The organism is Geomonas paludis (assembly GCF_014193585.1).
Classification (GTDB): domain Bacteria; phylum Desulfobacterota; class Desulfuromonadia; order Geobacterales; family Geobacteraceae; genus Geomonas; species Geomonas paludis.
Genome location: NZ_BLXY01000001.1, coordinates 983,227 through 1,000,926 on the forward strand (window position 1 = coordinate 983,227; position 17,700 = coordinate 1,000,926).

17 protein-coding genes are annotated in these 17,700 nt (G+C 63.0%); 9 read left to right on the forward strand and 8 right to left on the reverse strand.

Features of this window, described 5'->3' with window-relative positions; translation table 11 throughout:
- Nucleotides 1-31: 31 nt before the first annotated feature.
- Nucleotides 32-556 carry a TlpA family protein disulfide reductase gene (locus tag H7687_RS03985; RefSeq protein WP_183345343.1) on the reverse strand — a complete coding sequence of 175 codons (525 nt, stop codon included), beginning with the start codon at nt 554-556 and terminating at the stop codon, nt 32-34.
- 307 nt (nt 557-863) lie between these two features.
- Here H7687_RS03985 and H7687_RS03990 point away from each other — a divergent pair, with 307 nt between their 5' ends.
- From H7687_RS03990 to H7687_RS04010, 5 genes are all read left to right on the forward strand, one after another.
- On the forward strand, nt 864-1,103 hold the full coding sequence (locus H7687_RS03990) for a hypothetical protein (RefSeq protein ID WP_183345345.1): 240 nt from the start codon (nt 864-866) through the stop codon (nt 1,101-1,103).
- Between the two features lie 404 nt (nt 1,104-1,507).
- Nucleotides 1,508-2,257: a DUF2459 domain-containing protein gene (locus H7687_RS03995; RefSeq protein ID WP_183345346.1), complete on the forward strand. Its 750-nt coding sequence runs from the start codon at nt 1,508-1,510 to the stop codon at nt 2,255-2,257.
- A gap of 116 nt (nt 2,258-2,373) precedes the next feature.
- A complete protein-coding gene (locus tag H7687_RS22155) occupies nt 2,374-5,061 on the forward strand; it encodes a hybrid sensor histidine kinase/response regulator (protein WP_183345348.1) in 2,688 nt (895 codons plus the stop codon).
- Nucleotides 5,062-5,200: 139 nt separating this feature from the next.
- The gene (locus H7687_RS04005; RefSeq protein WP_246404558.1) at nt 5,201-5,902 is read left to right on the forward strand and encodes a nucleotidyltransferase; all 702 of its coding nucleotides are present in this window, start codon (nt 5,201-5,203) and stop codon (nt 5,900-5,902) included.
- Nucleotides 5,899-6,681: a sugar phosphate isomerase/epimerase family protein gene (locus H7687_RS04010; RefSeq protein WP_183345352.1), complete on the forward strand. Its 783-nt coding sequence runs from the start codon at nt 5,899-5,901 to the stop codon at nt 6,679-6,681. The genes H7687_RS04005 and H7687_RS04010 overlap by 4 nt, the downstream gene beginning before the upstream one ends.
- 2 nt (nt 6,682-6,683) lie before the next feature.
- Here the strand turns inward: H7687_RS04010 and H7687_RS04015 are convergent, their stop codons facing one another.
- Nucleotides 6,684-7,304: a class I SAM-dependent methyltransferase gene (locus H7687_RS04015; protein WP_183345355.1), complete on the reverse strand. Its 621-nt coding sequence runs from the start codon at nt 7,302-7,304 to the stop codon at nt 6,684-6,686.
- A 212-nt stretch (nt 7,305-7,516) separates the two neighbouring features.
- Between H7687_RS04015 and H7687_RS04020 the strand changes: the two genes are divergently transcribed.
- Nucleotides 7,517-10,531 carry a response regulator gene (locus tag H7687_RS04020; RefSeq protein WP_183345357.1) on the forward strand — a complete coding sequence of 1,005 codons (3,015 nt, stop codon included), beginning with the start codon at nt 7,517-7,519 and terminating at the stop codon, nt 10,529-10,531.
- A 74-nt stretch (nt 10,532-10,605) separates the two neighbouring features.
- Here H7687_RS04020 and H7687_RS04025 read toward each other — a convergent pair whose 3' ends face one another.
- The 6 genes from H7687_RS04025 to H7687_RS04045 all read right to left on the reverse strand — a co-directional run bounded on the left by H7687_RS04025 (nt 10,606) and on the right by H7687_RS04045 (nt 15,754).
- Complete coding sequence (locus H7687_RS04025) at nt 10,606-11,706, reverse strand: response regulator (RefSeq protein ID WP_183345359.1); 1,101 nt, start codon at nt 11,704-11,706, stop codon at nt 10,606-10,608.
- A 266-nt stretch (nt 11,707-11,972) separates the two neighbouring features.
- On the reverse strand, nt 11,973-12,893 hold the full coding sequence (locus H7687_RS04030; RefSeq protein WP_183345361.1) for an AEC family transporter: 921 nt from the start codon (nt 12,891-12,893) through the stop codon (nt 11,973-11,975).
- Between the two features lie 82 nt (nt 12,894-12,975).
- The gene (locus tag H7687_RS04035; RefSeq protein WP_183345363.1) at nt 12,976-13,866 is read right to left on the reverse strand and encodes a LysR family transcriptional regulator; all 891 of its coding nucleotides are present in this window, start codon (nt 13,864-13,866) and stop codon (nt 12,976-12,978) included.
- A 14-nt stretch (nt 13,867-13,880) separates the two neighbouring features.
- Nucleotides 13,881-14,252, reverse strand: coding sequence for an HVO_A0114 family putative DNA-binding protein (locus H7687_RS04040; protein ID WP_183345365.1), 372 nt, complete (start codon nt 14,250-14,252; stop codon nt 13,881-13,883).
- Nucleotides 14,249-14,545: a toxin-antitoxin system TumE family protein gene (locus H7687_RS21895; RefSeq protein WP_308469775.1), complete on the reverse strand. Its 297-nt coding sequence runs from the start codon at nt 14,543-14,545 to the stop codon at nt 14,249-14,251. The genes H7687_RS04040 and H7687_RS21895 overlap by 4 nt, the downstream gene beginning before the upstream one ends.
- 42 nt (nt 14,546-14,587) lie before the next feature.
- Nucleotides 14,588-15,754 carry a PQQ-dependent sugar dehydrogenase gene (locus tag H7687_RS04045; RefSeq protein WP_183345367.1) on the reverse strand — a complete coding sequence of 389 codons (1,167 nt, stop codon included), beginning with the start codon at nt 15,752-15,754 and terminating at the stop codon, nt 14,588-14,590.
- 213 nt (nt 15,755-15,967) lie between these two features.
- Between H7687_RS04045 and H7687_RS04050 the strand changes: the two genes are divergently transcribed.
- The 3 genes from H7687_RS04050 to H7687_RS04060 are packed head-to-tail and all read left to right on the forward strand — an operon-like array spanning nt 15,968 to nt 17,689.
- Complete coding sequence (locus tag H7687_RS04050) at nt 15,968-16,990, forward strand: hypothetical protein (protein ID WP_183345369.1); 1,023 nt, start codon at nt 15,968-15,970, stop codon at nt 16,988-16,990.
- Nucleotides 16,991-17,047: 57 nt separating this feature from the next.
- Nucleotides 17,048-17,467: a low affinity iron permease family protein gene (locus tag H7687_RS04055; protein WP_198424606.1), complete on the forward strand. Its 420-nt coding sequence runs from the start codon at nt 17,048-17,050 to the stop codon at nt 17,465-17,467.
- Between the two features lie 57 nt (nt 17,468-17,524).
- Complete coding sequence (locus H7687_RS04060) at nt 17,525-17,689, forward strand: hypothetical protein (protein ID WP_183345371.1); 165 nt, start codon at nt 17,525-17,527, stop codon at nt 17,687-17,689.
- Nucleotides 17,690-17,700: the final 11 nt, after the last annotated feature.

Here is a 17,700-nt window from a genome sequence, read left to right on the forward strand (position 1 = left end):
CCGGCCGCAAGGCCGGTAAGCAGTATCCGCATCACCGCGGATCGTCCTTTTCAGGACCGGCGGGGACAGCATTTGGCATGTTGAACTGCCGGTCGATGAGTTTTTGCAGCGTATCTGCCTGGATTGCTCCCAGAACTTTCTCCCTGATGATCCCGTTCCCGTCCAGGATGAAAACTGTCGGGAAGCCGAGTACCTGGTACTGCTTCAACATGCCGGCTCCTTCGTCTGCCAGCATTGTGAAGGTGATGGCGTTTTTCCTGGCGTACGCGGCAACGTCTTCTTTTGAACAGAGCTCGCCGATAGCGACCATGGCGAACTTGTCGTGGGAGTACCGTCGGTAAAGGGGCTCCAGTTGCTTCACGTTCTCGCCGCAGCAGGAATTCGTCCAGAAATAGACGACAACGACCTTGCCCTTGAGCCGGTGGAGATTCACCGGCTCGGCATTGATGTCGACGCCGGCAATGGCTGGCGCACGTGCTCCTATTTTGGTGTCGACGTTACTCTCGCATCCGGTAAAAAAGGCGAGGCACGCCGCCACTAAAATCAAGATTCTCATCAGGGGCCTCCTGCGGAATTATGACTCTGACGCCGGCATCTGGACCGGGTCCCGGAGGAGTCGCGGAGCGAGCCGGTACATCCAGGATCTTATCTCGGGCGCGTGTAGAGAATGGCGCACCGGTGCCCGTGGCGCAGCTGTCCGCATTTTCGGCAGAGAGGCTGGGGCAGACTTGGTGGCATTGTCGAGGTTTCAGGCGTAAGCGGGCTTATGCTTGTCGCGGAGGGGGCTCGGGCGGGTCGGTAAATCGTGAGTAAAGATGTGCGGGGTGGTTCGTAAGGCGGAGTTCCGCCTGGAAAATGGCCGAATGACCGGTGAAGTAATAGGGGAGGACGTCATAGCAGGAAAGGTCCGACAGGGCGACCGCATCGACATCACCGCAGGGGCAGCCACAGGAAGCTATGAATGTTCTTTTGCTGACCGGCTTTTTTTTGCAGCAGTCCGGGGTGGCTTCTTCTTGCGCCTGTTGCTGCCGCTTTTGACTGCAGCAGCAGGTGTGCGCCGCTCTGCTCTCGGGGGAGCATCCGCAGATGGAACAGTCGCCTGAACACTCACGGGCAAAGGCAAACACCGCTTTATTGGCGTGCACGACGGCAGTCGCGAGCGGGCCACAGGCGATGAGCAGGTAGATCACTGACAGGGCTGCTGCTATCAATCGCCGCACATAGGGCTTGGCGTTATGTCTCACAGCCGTTGCGATCAAGGAGACGTTCTCTCTTTTCGGCATATTGTCGGCATATCTGTTCCACAACAAGAGGGTGATTCAGGGCCGCCTCTGTCTGTTCTCCAGGTGGCCCAATATACATTCAAAGGGTTGAATGTCAAATATATTTTAGTAACACGTCCTCATAGTGACGCCCCTGGTGCGGGAAGAATGACAATGGCAACCGGCCCTGTTGACGCTTTGAAACACCTTGGTAAGATGAACCTCTCGGCATCAGGGAGGTTCACATGATGAAGCCAGCGTGTCGATGGGGGGCGATAATATGGCTGGTGCTGCTGGTGTTGCCGCTGAGCGGTTGCGCGGCCGGGGACAAATGGAAGTACCTGCCGGCAACCAAAGCGGAGGAGCGATCGATCTATGTCATAGCCCACGGTTGGCACGCGGGGATCGCGCTGCCGGTGGAAGAGCTCGGCGAGGAGTTGGGCTTCGTCAAGGAGTTCCTGCGCCCGGGGCGGTACTACGAATTCGGCTGGGGAGAGGCCGATTTCTACCAGGCGGACAAGGTGACCGTGCCGATCTTTCTGAAGGCGGTGTTCTGGAGAAATCCCAGCGTCATGCACGTCTTCTCCATGCCGGCTACCCCGGCTGAAGAGTTCCGCGGCACCGACCTGGTGGAGCTCAAGTTGTCAGAAACGGGGCTGAAGCACCTGAAGGACAGCCTGCGCGCCAGTTTCAAGCTCGACCCGGCGCAGCGCCCCTACCCGTTGAAGGGTGGCGCCCACGGTGAGTACCGTTTCTTCAAGGCGGAGGGGGACTACCTCATCACCCATACCTGCAACACCTGGACGGCCAAGGTGCTGGCAAGCGGGGGCGTGCCCATGGACACGGTCTTCACGCTGCGCTCAGCGGGCGTGATGCGGCAGGCAAAAAAAGCGCGCAAGGAGTATCTGAGGCTGCGACCGTATGGGAAGGAAAACGGCGAGGCTCCCGGGGGGCAGCCTACACCCAGACGGGCAGAGCCGGCAGACACTAGGTAGTCTGGCACAAGGAATTACGATTTTCCGCATCCGTGACCGTCTGTCATATCTGGTAGTATTACAGTGTCTAAATATAAGAAAGCCTTCCTTTTCTCCTTCTGGCACCGGAGCACATAATGGCGAAACGTATCCTGTCGTGCCTCACCTTGTGCCTTTGCCTGTTATCCCATTTGTTCCTGTCACTCCCAGCCGATGCCTCGGTTGCCAAAAAAGTCCTGGTACTGCATTCGTACGACCCGCACTTCAGGGTCACCGCCGAAGAGACCGAGGGGATGCTGGCGGTATTCAAAAAATACTCGGACCAGGTCCAACTGCAGTTCGAATACCTCGATGCCAAGCAGTACTCCGACCCCGTTTACCTCACCGACGTTCTCGACGCCGTTTTCGCCCACAAGCTAGCCGGAAAGCGCTTTGACCTGGTACTGGCCGTCGACAACGATGCCCTCACTTTCGTTGAGCGGCACCGGCGCGATTTATTCGCCGGCCTCCCCGTGGTTTTCTGCGGCATCAACGACTTCACCCCCGACATGATTGCCGGCGACAGCAACATCACCGGCGTCACCGAACACCCTTCCTTCGGCAAGACCATCGACATCGCGCTCTTATTCCATCCAGCGGCGCAGGAGATCGTCTTTGTCGGCAGTCCCCAAAACGAGACCGGCAAGAGCGTGCGCAGGGAACTGAAGGGGCTCGAACCGGCGTACCAGGCCCGGGCCCGTTTCACTTTCTGGGACGACATCCCCATCGAGGAGTTGACGGTCAAGCTGCGGGCGCTGCCTCCCGGCCGCCTGGTCTTCATCTACAGCTTTGTGAAAGACAAAAGCGGCTTCGCACTGCTTCCCGATGACAGCATCAAGCGCATCCGGGCAGCGACATCGGGGCCGATCTATTCCTTCTGGTCCTTCTTTATCGGCAAGGGGATCGTCGGCGGCGAACTGGTCAGCAACAGGGCCCAGGGAGAACTGGGGGCCGAACTGGCGTTGCGGGTGCTCAACGGGGAAAGGCCGGGGGCGATCGCGGTGCAGACCCACCAGGCCAACAAGCTGATCTTCGACTACCAGCAGTTGGAGCGGTTCTCCATCAGCACTAAAACCCTCCCCAAAGGGAGCACGGTGATCAACCGGCCCCAGAACGCCTACTCCATCAACAAGCAGGCCTTCTGGATGATACTGGGCTTGCTGCTTTTGTTCGCGACCATCTCAGTGCTGCTGGCCAACGCCATCATCGGTCGCCGCAGGGCGGAGTCGAGGCAGCTCGCCAGCGAGAACCTGTACAAGACCCTGGTGGAAAACGTCCCGCTGGGGATATCGCTCATCGACAACGAAAACCGGATCAGGACCATCAACCGCTCCCAGGCCGAGTTGCTGGGGCGTCCGCCGGAATGGTACCAGGGGCGCCACTGCTATCGGGAGTTCGAGGGGCGGGAGGAGAGGTGTCCTCACTGTCCCGGCGTCATCGCCATGGAGACCGGTACTGTCGCCGTCGTCGAGACGGAAGGGATCCGAGCCGACGGAAGCCGCATCTCGGTGCGCATCCACGCGGTGCCGTTGGTCGGCCTCGCCGGGATTCCTTCCGGCTTCATCGAGGTGGTGGAGGACATCACCGGCGCCAAGCAGGCGGAGGCGGAGCGGCAAAAGATGGAGCAGCAGCTGCTGCATGCCCAGAAACTGGAGAGCCTGGGAGTACTTGCCGGCGGCATCGCCCACGATTTCAACAACATCCTCACCGCCATCATCGGCAACGCCGAGCTGGCCCTGATGCGCATCCCCCGCGAGGCGGCCGCCCTGGAGAACGTGAAAAGGATCGAGCAGGCGGCGCTCAGGGCGGCGGACCTGGCCCGGCAGATGCTCGCCTACTCCGGCAAGGGGACCTTCGTCGTCGAGCCGACCGATCTGAACCGCCTGGTGGAAGAGATGGGGCACATGCTGGAGGTCTCCATCTCCAAAAAGGTCACCCTGCACTACGACCTGTGCCGGCCGCTGCCGCTGGTGGAGGTGGACGCCACCCAGGTACGCCAGATCGTCATGAACCTGGTCATCAACGCCTCCGAGGCGATCGGCGACGCCACCGGGGAGATCTCGGTTCGCACCGGGACCATGGAGTGCAGCAGGGAGTACCTGCTCGACACCTGGCTCACCGACCCCGCGCCGGAGGGGCTCTACGTCTTCCTGGAGGTCTCGGACACCGGCTGCGGTATGGACGGCGAGACCATCGCGCGCATCTTCGATCCCTTTTTCACCACCAAGTTCACCGGCCGCGGCCTGGGCATGGCGGCGGTGCTGGGGATCATCCGCGGCCACCAGGGCGCCATCAAGGTCTACAGCGAGCCGGGACGGGGGAGCAATTTCAAGGTGCTGCTGCCGGCGAGCGGACTGCCCATCGAAGAGGCCGACGACCAGGAGTCCCGCAGGGAGCAGGGGGAGGCCTGGCACGGCAGCGGCACGGCACTGCTGGTGGACGACGAAGAGACGGTGCGCCGCATCGGCGCCGACATGCTGCGCGAACTGGGATTCGAGGTGCTGACCGCGGCGGACGGCTGCGAGGCGGTGCAGATCTACGCGGCCAGGCAGGATCTGGCGGTGGTCGTTCTCGACCTCACCATGCCGCAGATGGACGGGGAGCAGTGTTTCCGGGAGCTGCGCCGCATCGATCCGCAAGCGCGGGTGATCATGTCCAGCGGCTTCAGCGAGTACGAAGTCACCCGGAAATTTGCGGGTAAGGGAGTGGCCGGCTTCATTCAGAAACCGTACAAACTGTCGGCCCTGCGGGAGGTGTTGCGGAGTTGCCTTGCCAAAGCCGAGTGAGGGGAGGCCGGTAACGCAACGACGGGAGGTGCATTAACGCGCGAAGGATGGTATAAATCCCTGGTCGATTATAACGCGCCAATGTAGCCGGGGGGGGAGGGTGCGAGCACCAGCGGGTCCGGAAAAGGCTTCCGAAATCATGACAGCCCTGGTGCCGCCGGCACAATGGGCGGTCTATGCCGAGTTCATCGCGGAGACCACCAGGCGCGGCATCCCCTTCGCCGTCGGCGGCGGGCTCGCTGTTTCCGCCTACTCGGACTGTGTCCGCAACACCAAGGACATGGACATCTACATCATGGAGCAGCACAGCGCGGAGGTGATGGCCATCAGCCGGGAGCTCCGCTTCACCGAGTACACCGCCGTCCCCTATGACCCCACCTGGAGCTATCGCAGTTTCCGTGACGGCTACATCCTCGATTTCCTCTGGAAGATGCTGAACGGAAGGACCTCCGTGGACGAGACGTGGGTGACCCGGGGGTGGGAGCTGAAGGTCCGGGGGAGCTCCTTCCGTCTGCTCCCCGTGGAAGAACTGATCTGGTCCAAGCTGTACATCCTCAGGAACGACCGCGCCGACTGGCCGGACATCATCAGCCTGCTCTACGCCCGCGGTGCCGAAATGGAGTGGGACCGTCTGCTGGCCGATCTGGACGAGGACCGGCTGCTCCTGGGGGGCGTGGTGGGGGTGCTGCGCTGGCTCTGCCCCGGCCACGTCTGCAGGTTCCCCGAGTCGATCTGGGCCCCCCTGGGGCTGGTACCCCCCTGGTCCGACGCACCGGAGATAGACCGCGACCGGGTGGCCCTGATGAAGGGTGAGCACCTTTTTCCGGGAGGACTGCCATGAAGATCGGAGCCATGAACCACCCGCGCCAGAATCCCGCCCAGGAAATCCGCCGCTTTGCCGAGATGGGGCTGGACTTCATCGACTTGACCCTGGAGCCCCCCGAGGCGGGATGGTGGCAGTGCGACGTGCAGGAGGTGGCCCGCGCACTCACCGAGACCGGCATGGGGATCGTAGGGCATACCGCCTACTATCTCCCCATCGCCCACCCCTTCGAGGATGTGCGGCGTGCGGCGGTCGAGGCGCTGACGCACTCGGTCCGGGTGTTCTCCCAGCTGGGGGCCTGCGTCATGAACATACACCCGGACGCCCATGCGCCGATGCACGACCGGGACTTCGTCATCGGGCAGAACCTGAAGAGCCTGGCCGACGTGATGGCGGCGGCGCAGGGGACCGGGGTGCGGGTCATGGTCGAGAACCTGCCGCGCAACTTCAACACCGCGGCGCAACTGGCGGAACTGCTCGACCCGCTGCCGGAACTGGGGCTGCACCTGGACATCGGCCATACCGAACTGATGCTGAAAACGAGCAGCGCCGACGAGATCATCGAGCGTTTCGGCTCCCGCCTGCTGCACGTCCACCTGCACGACAACAAGGGGGGGGACGCCGACCTCCACCTCCCGCTCGGCGCGGGGACCATCGACGTAGCCAGGCATCTCGCCACCCTGAAGCGTGCCGGCTATGACGGCACCATCACGCTGGAAGTCTTCACCCCCGACCCGGCTTTCCTCAAGTACAGCGCCGACCGGCTGCGCGCCATGTGGGACGAGGCGCGCCCGTGACCTCACCCCTTTTCCGCGCAGCCGCGATAGGTATATCCGGCCAGCCTGGGCACCCCCGCCGCGTATCCCGCATCGAGCGCCGCCACCCTGAACCCTGACGATGCGATCAGCCGCGGGATGGGGCGGTCGAGGTGACATCCCCCCGCTACGTGTTTCCACCACGGCGTGATCCGCTCCTGCCAGCGGAGCACGCCGGCATCGGGCGCGGCGCCGTGCTCGCAGAACAACAGCCTTCCCTGCGGCGCCAGCACGCGCCGCATCTCCGCCAACGCCCCACTCCAGTCGTTTATGCTGCACACGGTGAAGGTCAACAGCACGGTGTCCACGCTTTCGTCGGCCAGCGGGATGGTCGCGGCCGGCAGGTCGAGCCAGCGCACCTGCAGACCGCTGCGGCGCACGTTTTTCTCCGCCGCCTTGCGCATCCCCGGTGACGGCTCCAACCCCCAGATGCAGCTCACCTTCTCCCTGTCGTAAAAGGGGAGGTTCAGGGCCGTCCCCATTCCCACCTCCAGCACCCGCCCTCGCGCCAGCGGCACGATCAGCGCCCGTTGCCGCGCCAGCGCCCTCAGCCCGCAGACGCAGTTGGTGAGATGAGGCAGACACCACTCGCGGTAGACGTTCACGACGCTACCTCGCACGATGTCAACATGACACTGCATGTCGGCGTTAGCGGCAGTACGATGCCGTGGACTGTACCAGAGCAGAGAAGTAATGACATATGGCACCCTGTTTTTCGCATTGTCACATTTAGAGTGACTTTAATTTCTGCTAAGATACATAGAACCTTTGGGAGCATTTTGTCAATGTCGCGTTTCATTGAACCAAGCGAGGTATGATGTTCCGCCCGTCCTTGTTATCGATCCGGTTTCTGCTGCTGCTCATCATCTTCGTGGTCGCCTTGCCCGCGGCCGGCGTCATTTTGTATTCCGGCATCGAGTTCCGCAACACCATGCTCGACCAGGCGCGGCAGGAGACCCTGCAGCTGAGCGAGAGGATCGCCACCGAGCAGCGCAACCTGGTGGTGGCAGCCGAGCAGCTGGTGGCCTCGCTGGCACAGCTTCCCGAGGTGAAGGAGCGGGACAAGGCCAGGGTGGAACAAATCCTGAGGGAGTTGCTCAAGCTGAACCCGATGTACGCCAACATCACCATCTCGGACCGCCGGGGGATGATGTGGGCAAGCGCGGTACCGGTCAGCCAGCCCCTCAACCTCAGCACCAGGCGCTTTTTCAAGAGCGCGATGACCAGCGGCAGGCTCTCCTCGGGCGAGTACATCGTGAGCCGGATCATCACCAAGCCCATCTTCAACCTCGGCTACCCGCTCAAGGACCAGGACGGGCGGAGCGTCGGGGTGATCGGGGTCAGCATCAACATCGGCAACTACCAGCACCTGCTGCAGCAGATGAGCCTCCCCAGCGGGTTCAGCTTCGTGATCCTGGACCACGAGGGGATCATCCTGGCCCGGGGCATCGACCACGCGCGCTACGTCGGCAAGTCCTACCCTGCAGAGGCGTTTCACAGAATTCAGCAGGGACCTGAAATCGGCACCGAGATCCGCGCCGGGCTCCAGGGGGACCGCAGGATCATCTCCTACCGCAAGCTGCGGCTGCCGGGGGAAGCCACCCCCTACATGTACGTCACCGCCGGGATCCCGATAGAGGTCGCCACCCGGGACGCCAACCGGGCGCTGACCCGCAGCATGCTGCTGCTTTCCTCGGTCCTGCTCCTGGCCTGCGGCTGCGCCATCCTGATCGGGAAGCGCTGCATCGGAGACCGCATCAGGGCTCTGGAGGATGCCTCGGAACGGCTGGCCGGAGGGGATGCCCAGGTCAGGGTCTCCGCCCTGGTGGTGGGGGGGGAGCTGGGAAGCCTGGCGCGGACTTTCGACGCCATGGCGGAGCAGTTGCGCGCCAGGGAGGACGCCCTGGCCCGCAGCGAGGCCTTTTTGAACACCATCATCCAGACCGAGCCGGAGTGCGTGAAACTGCTCGACCGGGAGGGGCGCCTGGAGATGATGAACCATGCCGGCCTTGCCATGATCGAGGCGGATTCGCTGGCCCAGGTGCAGGGGGAGTGCATGTATGCCCTGGTCACCCCTGAATACCGCGACGCCTTCATCGAGCTGACCCGCAACGTCTTCCGCGGCGCGGTCGGCAACCTCGTTTTCGAGGCGACCGGGCTCAAGGGGAGGCGGATCTGGCTGGACACCCATGCGGTGCCCTTCCGCAACGATCACGGCGAAATCGTATCGCTGCTGGGGATTACCAGGGACATCACCGAGCACAGAAAGAGCGAGGAGGAGCGGCGCGAGAACCTGCTGCTGTTCGAATCGCTGATGCGCTACTCCCCCATGGGGATCCGCATCTTCGACGGTGATTCGGGGCAGTGCATCCTGCTGAACCAGGCCACGGCGGAGATCGCCGGGGGACAGGTGGAGGCGATGCAGGAACAGAATTTCCGCACCCTGCGCTCATGGCAGGAAAGCGGCCTGCTGGTGGTCGCCGAAAAGGTGCTGGAGGACGGCGTGGCCCGGGTGCGCGATGTCGATCTCACGACCAGCTTCGGCAGGCAGGTCGCCATGTCCTACAGCCTGTCCCGACTGCTCATGAAGGACAAGAAGCACCTGCTGGTGGTGGGGCGCGACGTCACCGATGAACGGCGCCTGGCGCAGGAGAAAACGCAGATGGAAGCCCAGATCCTGCACGTCCAGAAGCTGGAGAGCCTGGGCGTGCTGGCGGGGGGGATCGCCCACGACTTCAACAACATCCTGATGGCGATCATGGGCAACGCCGAACTGGCGCTGCTCAGGCTGCCGCAGGAATCGCCGGTGCGCACCAACCTGCACAACATAGAGAAGTCCTCGCAGCGCGCGGCGGACCTGGCCCAGCAGATGCTCGCCTACTCCGGCAAGGGGAGCTTCGTCATCGAGGTGCTGGACGTCAACGCCATCATCACGGAGATGAGCCACATGCTGGAGGTCTCCATTTCCAAGAAGGCGGAGATGCGCCTGGAGCTCGCCGGCGACCTCCCCCTGCTGGAGGTGGACGCGACGCAGATCCGCCAGGTGATCATGAACCTGGTCATCAACGCCTCCGAGGCGATCGGCGACCGCAGCGGGGTGATCTTGGTCCGGACCGGGACCAGCACACTGGACGCAGCGGCGCTGTCCCGGCTGTGGCTCACGGACCGGCTCCAGGAGGGACTCTACGTCTACGTCGAGGTGGCGGACGACGGCTGCGGCATGGACCGGGATACCCTGGACAAGATCTTCGATCCCTTCTTCACCACCAAGTTCACCGGACGGGGCCTGGGCATGGCCGCCGTTTTGGGGATCGTCCGGGGGCACCGGGGTACCATCGAGGTGCACAGCGAACCGGGGCAGGGGTCGGTCTTCAGGGTATACCTCCCGGCGTACCAGGCGACGGAGCTTCGCCCCCCCGCGCGACAGCAGCACACCGGCGTCGCCGCGTGCGGCTCGGGTACCGTGCTGCTGGTCGACGACGAGGAGGCGATCCGCAGCCTGGGGCGGGAGATGCTGGAGAGCCTTGGCTACAGCGTGCTGACCGCCGAAGATGGTTCGGCCGCCGTCGAGATTTTCCAGCAGCGCGGGGACGAGGTGGACTGCGTGATCCTCGACCTGACCATGCCGCACATGGACGGCGAGCAGGCCCTGCAGCTGTTGCGCGCGCTGGACCCCCAGGTGCAGGTGATCCTCTCCAGCGGCTACAGCGAGCAGGAGATCACCGAGAGGTTCACCGGCAGGGGCTTGGCCGGGTTCATCCAGAAACCCTACCGCCTCGCGGACCTGGGGCAGAAGCTGCAGCGCGTCCGGACCACGACGCGGCGACGGTAAGCGGCGCCTCTGCGCCGGCGCGGGACGGCAGCGGCGCACCCGCCCCGGGGCCGGCCCGTCGCGCACGGCGCAGGCTAACGGATCATTTCCGTGATGCTGGTGATGGGGAGCGTATCGGCGTGGATGGTCTGCTGGAGTGCGTGAAACTCTTCAACGTGCTTGAAGAACAGTTCGAGCAGCTGCGGATCGAAGGCCTTGCCGGTCTCGTCCATCATGATCCCCATGCTTTCCTCGATGCTGAAGGCCCTCTTGTAGACCCTCTCGGTGAGCAGGGCATCGAAGACGTCCACGATGGAGACCACCCGGGCGAAGATGTGGATCTCGTCACCCTTGAGCCCGTACGGGTAGCCGGTGCCGTCCCATTTTTCGTGGTGTTGCAGCGCGATGACCCGCCCCGCCTCGATCACCGGGTAGTCCCGGGCCCCGGACATGATCTTTCCGCCGATCACGGTATGCTCCTTCATGGTCGCGAACTCTTCCGGCGCCAGTTTGCCCGGCTTGAGCAGTATCGAGTCGGGGATGCCGATCTTACCCACGTCGTGCAGCAGCGAAGCGAAGTAGAGGATGTCGCACTGGTCGCCGGGGATGCCTGCCAACTGCCCCAGCCGCTTGGAAAGCTGGCTGATGCACTTCAGGTGCGATCCCGTCTCCTGGTCCCTGAACTCGGCCGCCCGCCCCAGGCGCAGTGAAATCTCGTACTCCGTCTGTATCGCCTTGGCCAGCGCCTGCTGCAGGGCGGCGGTCCTTTTGGCCACTTCCACCTCCAGCACCGCGTTGGTATCCTTGGCGAAATCGGCCAGCCTCTTGTTGCGGATCTGGTTCATGACCCGGTGGCGCGTCTCGCACAGGTTGAACGGCTTGCCCAGGAAGTCGTTGGCCCCCAGCTCCAGCACGTTGGCCACCTCCTTGCTGTCCGCGGTTACCACGACCACCGGTATGTCGTGCCAATGCACGTCCTGCTTGATCCGACGCAACACGTCGTAGCCATGCAACACCGGCATGTTGAGGTCCATGACCACCAGGTCCACCTGGGGGTGGGCGGAGATGGCATCGATCACCTCCTGGCCGTTGCCTGCCTTGATGAGGGTACACTCGAACTGCTGCAGCATCGTTTCGAGCATGTCGAGGTTGAGGGGGTCGTCGTCGGCCAGGATCACCTTCACATTTTCGAACATCTGCTTCTCCTACCGTTCAGGATGCTGTGCGCCGGATAATGAAGCAATTTTTCCACCCACCCACCGTATCGGATCATTTCCATTCGACTTAAGTAAGGGGCGGCGCCTGATAACGGCAAGGCTCATCAAGCCAGGGCCAGAGCGTCGAAATGATGCCTCGGCACCGCCTTTGCGACGCATCATTAAGTGAAAAGGTGGCAAGGAGGGAGCTGGCAGCGGTTCCCGGAGCGGACGACCTCGGTCCTTGGCGGGCGCTTGTTACCTGTTCAGAGTAGCACCCATAGGGTGACCGGGAGGGTGAAGAAGGAAAGACAGGTTTGCGCGGTGATGATGGAGGCCATGCTGTCGTGGTCGCCGCCCATCTGGCGGGAGAGGATGTAGGCTGTGGGCGCAGTAGGGACGCTGAACAGGAGCAGCACCACCCCGGCCGCGGCGCCGGACAGGCCGGTTGCCGCGGCGACCCACCACGCCAGCACCGGTTTGCAGAGAAACTGGATGCCGCAACTGACCAGCGTAGGTTGCCAGTGGCGGGCCAGGTCGCCGGCCCGGTAGGCCGCCCCCACCGCCATGAGCCCCACCGGGAAAGCGGCTTTGCCGGCCAGGGCGAGCGTGCCGTCGATGGCGGCGGGGAGCTGCCACCCCGAAGCGTTGATGCCGATCCCCAGCAGACAGCCGATGATGAGCGGGTTGCGCGCGAGGTCGGCGCCCAGGCGCCTGAGGTCGAGCCCGCCGCCGCTGCCGACGGTCAAGGAGAAGGCGGAGACGCAGAGCACGTTGATGAGGACGATCATGAAACCCGCCCCCAGGGCCGCCAGGAACAGCCCCTCCTTGCCGAACAGGCTTTCGGCCAGCGCCAGCGCCACGAAGGTGTTGAAGCGGACCCCCCCCTGGAACAGCGAGGTGAAGACGCCGCCTCCCATGCGTCGGTTGGCCGCGCCCCACAGGATGACCAGGAGCGCACTGGCGGCGACGACCCATTCGACGGTGACGAGGATGCCGAACCAGGGGAGCGAGCCGATTTTCTTTCCCGCCAGGCTGTGGATGAGGGCCGCGGGCATGAGCAGGAAGTAGGTGAGACGCTCGGCCGAGGGCCAGAAGGAAGGGGACAGGAACTCGCTGCGCCTGATCAGGAAGCCCGCCAGGATCAGCGACAGCACGGGGGTGAGGGCGTTTACTATGGTACTCAAGGCTACTCTCCTTCTCTGTGGCAGTGGAAGCAGGGTAGCACGGTGTCACTTTAGCAAAAAGTTCATAATACTTGCGCCACACTCAAGTATTTTTTAAGTAGCCGCACTCGCGGCAGAGTTCGTCCAGCACCAGCTGCGTCAGCGCGAGACGCGGATGACGGCGCTTCTGGTACATGCCGACCCTCCTGACCAACTGGGGAGAGCCAAACGGCGTCAGCGTGAAATGCCTTTGCGCCTCCTGGAGCCGGCGCCGGTTCAGCGGCATGACCGCGATGCCCAGTCCCTCTTCCACCAGGCTCAGCGCAGCCTCCAGCGAATCGAACTCCATCACCTCGCGCGGGCGGATCCCCTGCGCCAGCAGCTGCCCGTCCACCAACGCTCCCGCCCAGGCAGTCTTGTCGAAGCGCACGAAGGGGTAGGCCTGGAAGAGATCGGCAACGGTGGCGGTTCCACTCCCCTTGGGCGCTACCACGAAGAAGGGTTCCTCGTCGTAGGGGCGCCACTGGTACTGCGCCGGGACGGCAAAGGGAGGCTCGGTGGTGAGGGCCGCGTCGAGGTCCCCCTCCTGAACCTGCCGCACCAGTTCCGCCGACAGGCTGGAGACCAGCCGCACCTGCATCTCCTGGTGGTCCTTGCGCAGGCGTCCCAGGACGGGGGGGAGCGGCCCGGTGATCACCGTGGGGACTGCGCCCAGCGTCAGCACCCCCCGGATCGCCGCTGATGGCGACAGCTCGGTCTTGATGCCGTCGTAGAGCTCCAAGATCTCGCGGGCCCGTTCCACCACCAGCTTCCCGTTCAGGTTCAGCTTGGTGCCCCGGCCGGTGCGTTCGAAGAGCGGCACGCCCAGTTCTTCTTCCAGGTTCTTCATCTGCAGGCTGATGGCGGATTGGGTCAGGCAGAGCTGTTCCGCCGCCGCGGCAAAACTTCCTTTGCTGGCGATGGCGGTCAGGATGCGCAGGCTGCGTAGGGACATCAGGGGCTCCGGAACTATGCTGCAATCGATCTTGAGAGAGATACGTGTATCTCCACATCATCCCAAGGGACATAAACCTTGTCGTTGGCATCTTTAGCGATCAACCCGAGTCCCAGCAGGCCAACCACTGAACTGTGGACATTGCTGTAGTTCCGTCGCAGCGTCTTGGCCAGACGGTAGACCGATTGAGGGCCGGTTCGCTTCAGAGCGTCAAGAAGTTCCAGCCTCTTCGGAGTTATTTCACTGAAGAGTTGCGACGCCGTTGCGAAGTTGAGCTGGTAATCCGCGTCGGGAAGTCGTTCCCCGCTGTCGAGGCGTGCGGCAATATCCAGCAATTCGTTGTGTGTATCTTTGAAATTCGCTATGCCGATGATTGCTTTGGTCATAAAAGGTCTCCTGCCAGCCTTTCTACGTCGTTATAAAAGTCCTGAATTAGGCGCTGGAGCGAGGAGAAGCAATAACCCTTCTCATGTCTCCCGTAGTGCACGTGGTCGCCTTTGCCAGTCTCATTGTCGTAACGGACGATGCATTTGCCGCTGTGGCCGCAGTACAAACGGTACTTTAAGCCGTGTGGTCGCTCCGCCGTCGGCTGTGGGAGCTGCCAAATCACCGCTTCCACGACCAACCCCGAATTGTAGACCTCCTTTTTGGCGTAGACCAGCGTCGCACCCATAGGCATTCTATATGGTGTATTGCTGATGCGCAATATATTCGTATGCGATCATGGTAAGGAAATCCGGTAGATGGTGCCGCTGCCGTAGTCGGCGAGGTAGAGTTCGCCGTCGTCGTCCTCGCCGAAGGTGGAGATGGCATAGGGAGTATCGATCAGGAGCTTGGTCTGCCACTTGCCGCCGACCCTGCGCAACCCCCGGATGCGGCCGCTGCAGAAATCCCCGTACAGGTAGGTGCCGCGCAACGCCTCTGCCTTGCCCCGGTAGACGTAACCGCCGGTGACCGAGCAGTCGCCTTTGTCGTGGCGGTAGGCCGCGGCGGGGAGGGTGAGACCGGATTTCTTGCAGTCGGGCTTTTTGAAGCAGCGGTCCCCTTCCATGATGTTCCAGCCGTAGTTGGCGCCGGCCCCGGAACCGGCGGGCTGGAAGTCGATCTCTTCCACCTCGTCCTGGCCGACGTCGGCGATGTAGAGGTCGCCGGTGCCGCGATCGAAGGAAAAGCGCCAGGGGTTGCGCAGGCCATAGGCCCAGATCTCGTTGCCGAATGGGTTTTTGGGCAGCCGGTAGGAAGACGCGTCCGAGGTCACGTCGATGCGCAGGATCTTGCCGAGCAGGGTGTCGAGACGCTGCCCGTTGCCGTGCGGGTCGCCGCCGCTGCCGCCGTCACCCATGCCGATGTAGAGCATTCCGTCCGGTCCGAAGGCGAGCTGGCCGCCGTTGTGGTTGGCGTAGGGCTGGACGATGGTGAGCAGTTCCTTGCGGCTGGCCGGATCGGCGCGGTCCGGGTGCTCACCCACCTTGAAGCTGGCGATGACCGTGTTGCCGATGTCGGTCCTGTTGGTGTAGTCGACGTAGAAGGTTTTGCGGGAGGCGAAGTCGGGGGGGAAGGCGAGGCCGAGCAGTCCCCGCTCACCCCCGGACTTCACCAGCGCGGTGATGTCGAGGAACGGGGCCGGATCGAGTACGCCGTTGCGAATGATCCTGATCCTGCCTGCCTGCTCGAGCACGAAAAGCCGTTTGCTGCCGTCTCTTGCGCTGACGATTGCGGTGGGCTGCTTGAGCCCCTTGACTACCGGCGTCAGCGTCAGCTTGTCAGGAAAGCCGGCGCTTTCCGCGGGCGCGGCATGAGCCTTGCCGGCACTGCTAAAAAAGCCGATGCAAGCGGCAATGGCACAGAGTGCGGCAGACAGTGGCAGCGAAACTCTTCTGCTGGTCATGGATACCTCCCGGGCAGGGTGTGAACATGCGGCAGCGGGACGCGCCAAGTATATCGGGCGTGGGGGCGATGTCCACGCAGCCAGCAGCTGCCGGGATGAGGGCGGGAATGGCAGGAGAAGGGGCAACATATTTACATTGATAGTAATTAACGGTGCGTGATATGCTGCGCCTGCCGAAGGCGGTGTGACAAGCGTGTGATGACAGGGGGGATTATGAAAAGGTGGATGGTCAACGTTGTCATGTCGGTCATGTTCTCGCTCTTCCTGACTCCAGCCGCAGGTGCGGTGACAGCATGGTGGCTGGAGCCGGGGATAACGGTTGAGGCGGACGAAGCGGTAACTCCTGCCGCTGCGACCGGGCAGCCGCTTGCCGTCACCAGCGCCAACAACTCGCTCGGGACCGCCCGGGCCTTGAAGGTCGGGGGCGCGCCGGTGGATGGTGTCATCGTGGCGGGGACCAAGAACTGGTACGTTGTGGCGGCCGAAGATGGCCCCGGCTACATCCGCATCGGTTCGACCGGTCCGCTGCTGATCGAGGATGCCGTCGAGCTCCCCGGAAAGGACGCCGCCGCAGTGGGGCCCTGGTCCCGCAAAAGCGTCGCACCGCAACATGGGGCGCAACTGATTGAGACGTCGATGATCTCCATAACCGACCTCGCCCGCATCCGTAAGGCCCGGCGCGGGTTGATCCGGATCAGCACCGAGAGCACCACGCCGGTCGCGCACCGGATCTCCTTCGTTGCCGAACTCCCCCAGAGCCGGATCGGGTCCGCTTACGGCCCGGGGAGCGCCGCCAACCAGTACATCCTGGCGCTGGCCAACGGCGGCCCTTTGACCGACCTGTACCGCACCACCCGCATCCGTTACAGCAGGGAGCGCGCAATGGCGCTTCGGGACCAGCTGTTCGGCAAGGGGGGCGCCGCCTCCCAGTTTTTCCGGGTGCACCAAAAGGATCTTTCCCTCGACCCCAATGTCAGTGACGGGCTCCCCGTCCAGCACATCATCCTTTCCGATGACCAGTCCCGGCACTGGGCCTTCCTGATCACCTGCGAGCAGCGCGACGGGTTGTGGGTGGTTGTCGACGCCCGCAGGGACCCGGAACTGAGCGATGCAGAGGTGGCGGCCATCGTCCGCCGCGACCAGGAGGCGAGCGGCAATTTCAGGAGCGGCGAGGCCGCCAGGGAGAGCGGCGCTCCGGCCAAACCACTGCCGGCAGGCAAGGCAAAGGGCAAATAACCGGGCGCCGGGAGAGAGGCTTGCCGGTCCCCGGCAGACCGATGGACAGGAGGAGTCATGGAACAACACATGTCCCGTTTCAGCCGCTTCGCCACCTGGGCCTCCCATAGCTCGGGACACCCGTCCTCCTTCATCTTCGCCCTCGCCATCATCGCGGTATGGGCCGTCACCGGGCCCTTGTTCAAGTTCAGCGATACCTGGCAGCTGGTCATCAATACCAGCACCACCATCATCACCTTTTTGATGGTCTTCGTGATTCAGAACACCCAGAACCGCGATTCCGCGGCCACTCAGCTCAAGTTGGACGAGATCATCCGGTCGCTGGAGGGGGCGAACAACGCACTGCTCAACATGGAGGAACTGGACGAGAAAGATCTCGAGTCGATCCGGGAGAGCTATCTGAAACTGGCTGAGGAAGCGCGCGCCAACTTGCGCAAGGGAAGAAAACAAAGGCAGGCCAGCCCCCCCGCCGTGTAAGGGATACGACTCACCGGCGGCGGATGGAGCATTTACATGTTTTGAAGGAGGGACACTATGTCGACACCACTAATTGCCCTGGCGGCGATCCTGGCGTTCTTCGCCGTGGTCATCATTCCGTTCATGTTCATGAAAAGCGGCCAGCAGCCGACCGTCGAGCCGCAGCACGATCATGGTGACCACGGCAAGAGGGTTACCCGGAAGAAGAAAAAGAAACGGTAGCTACCTGGGCG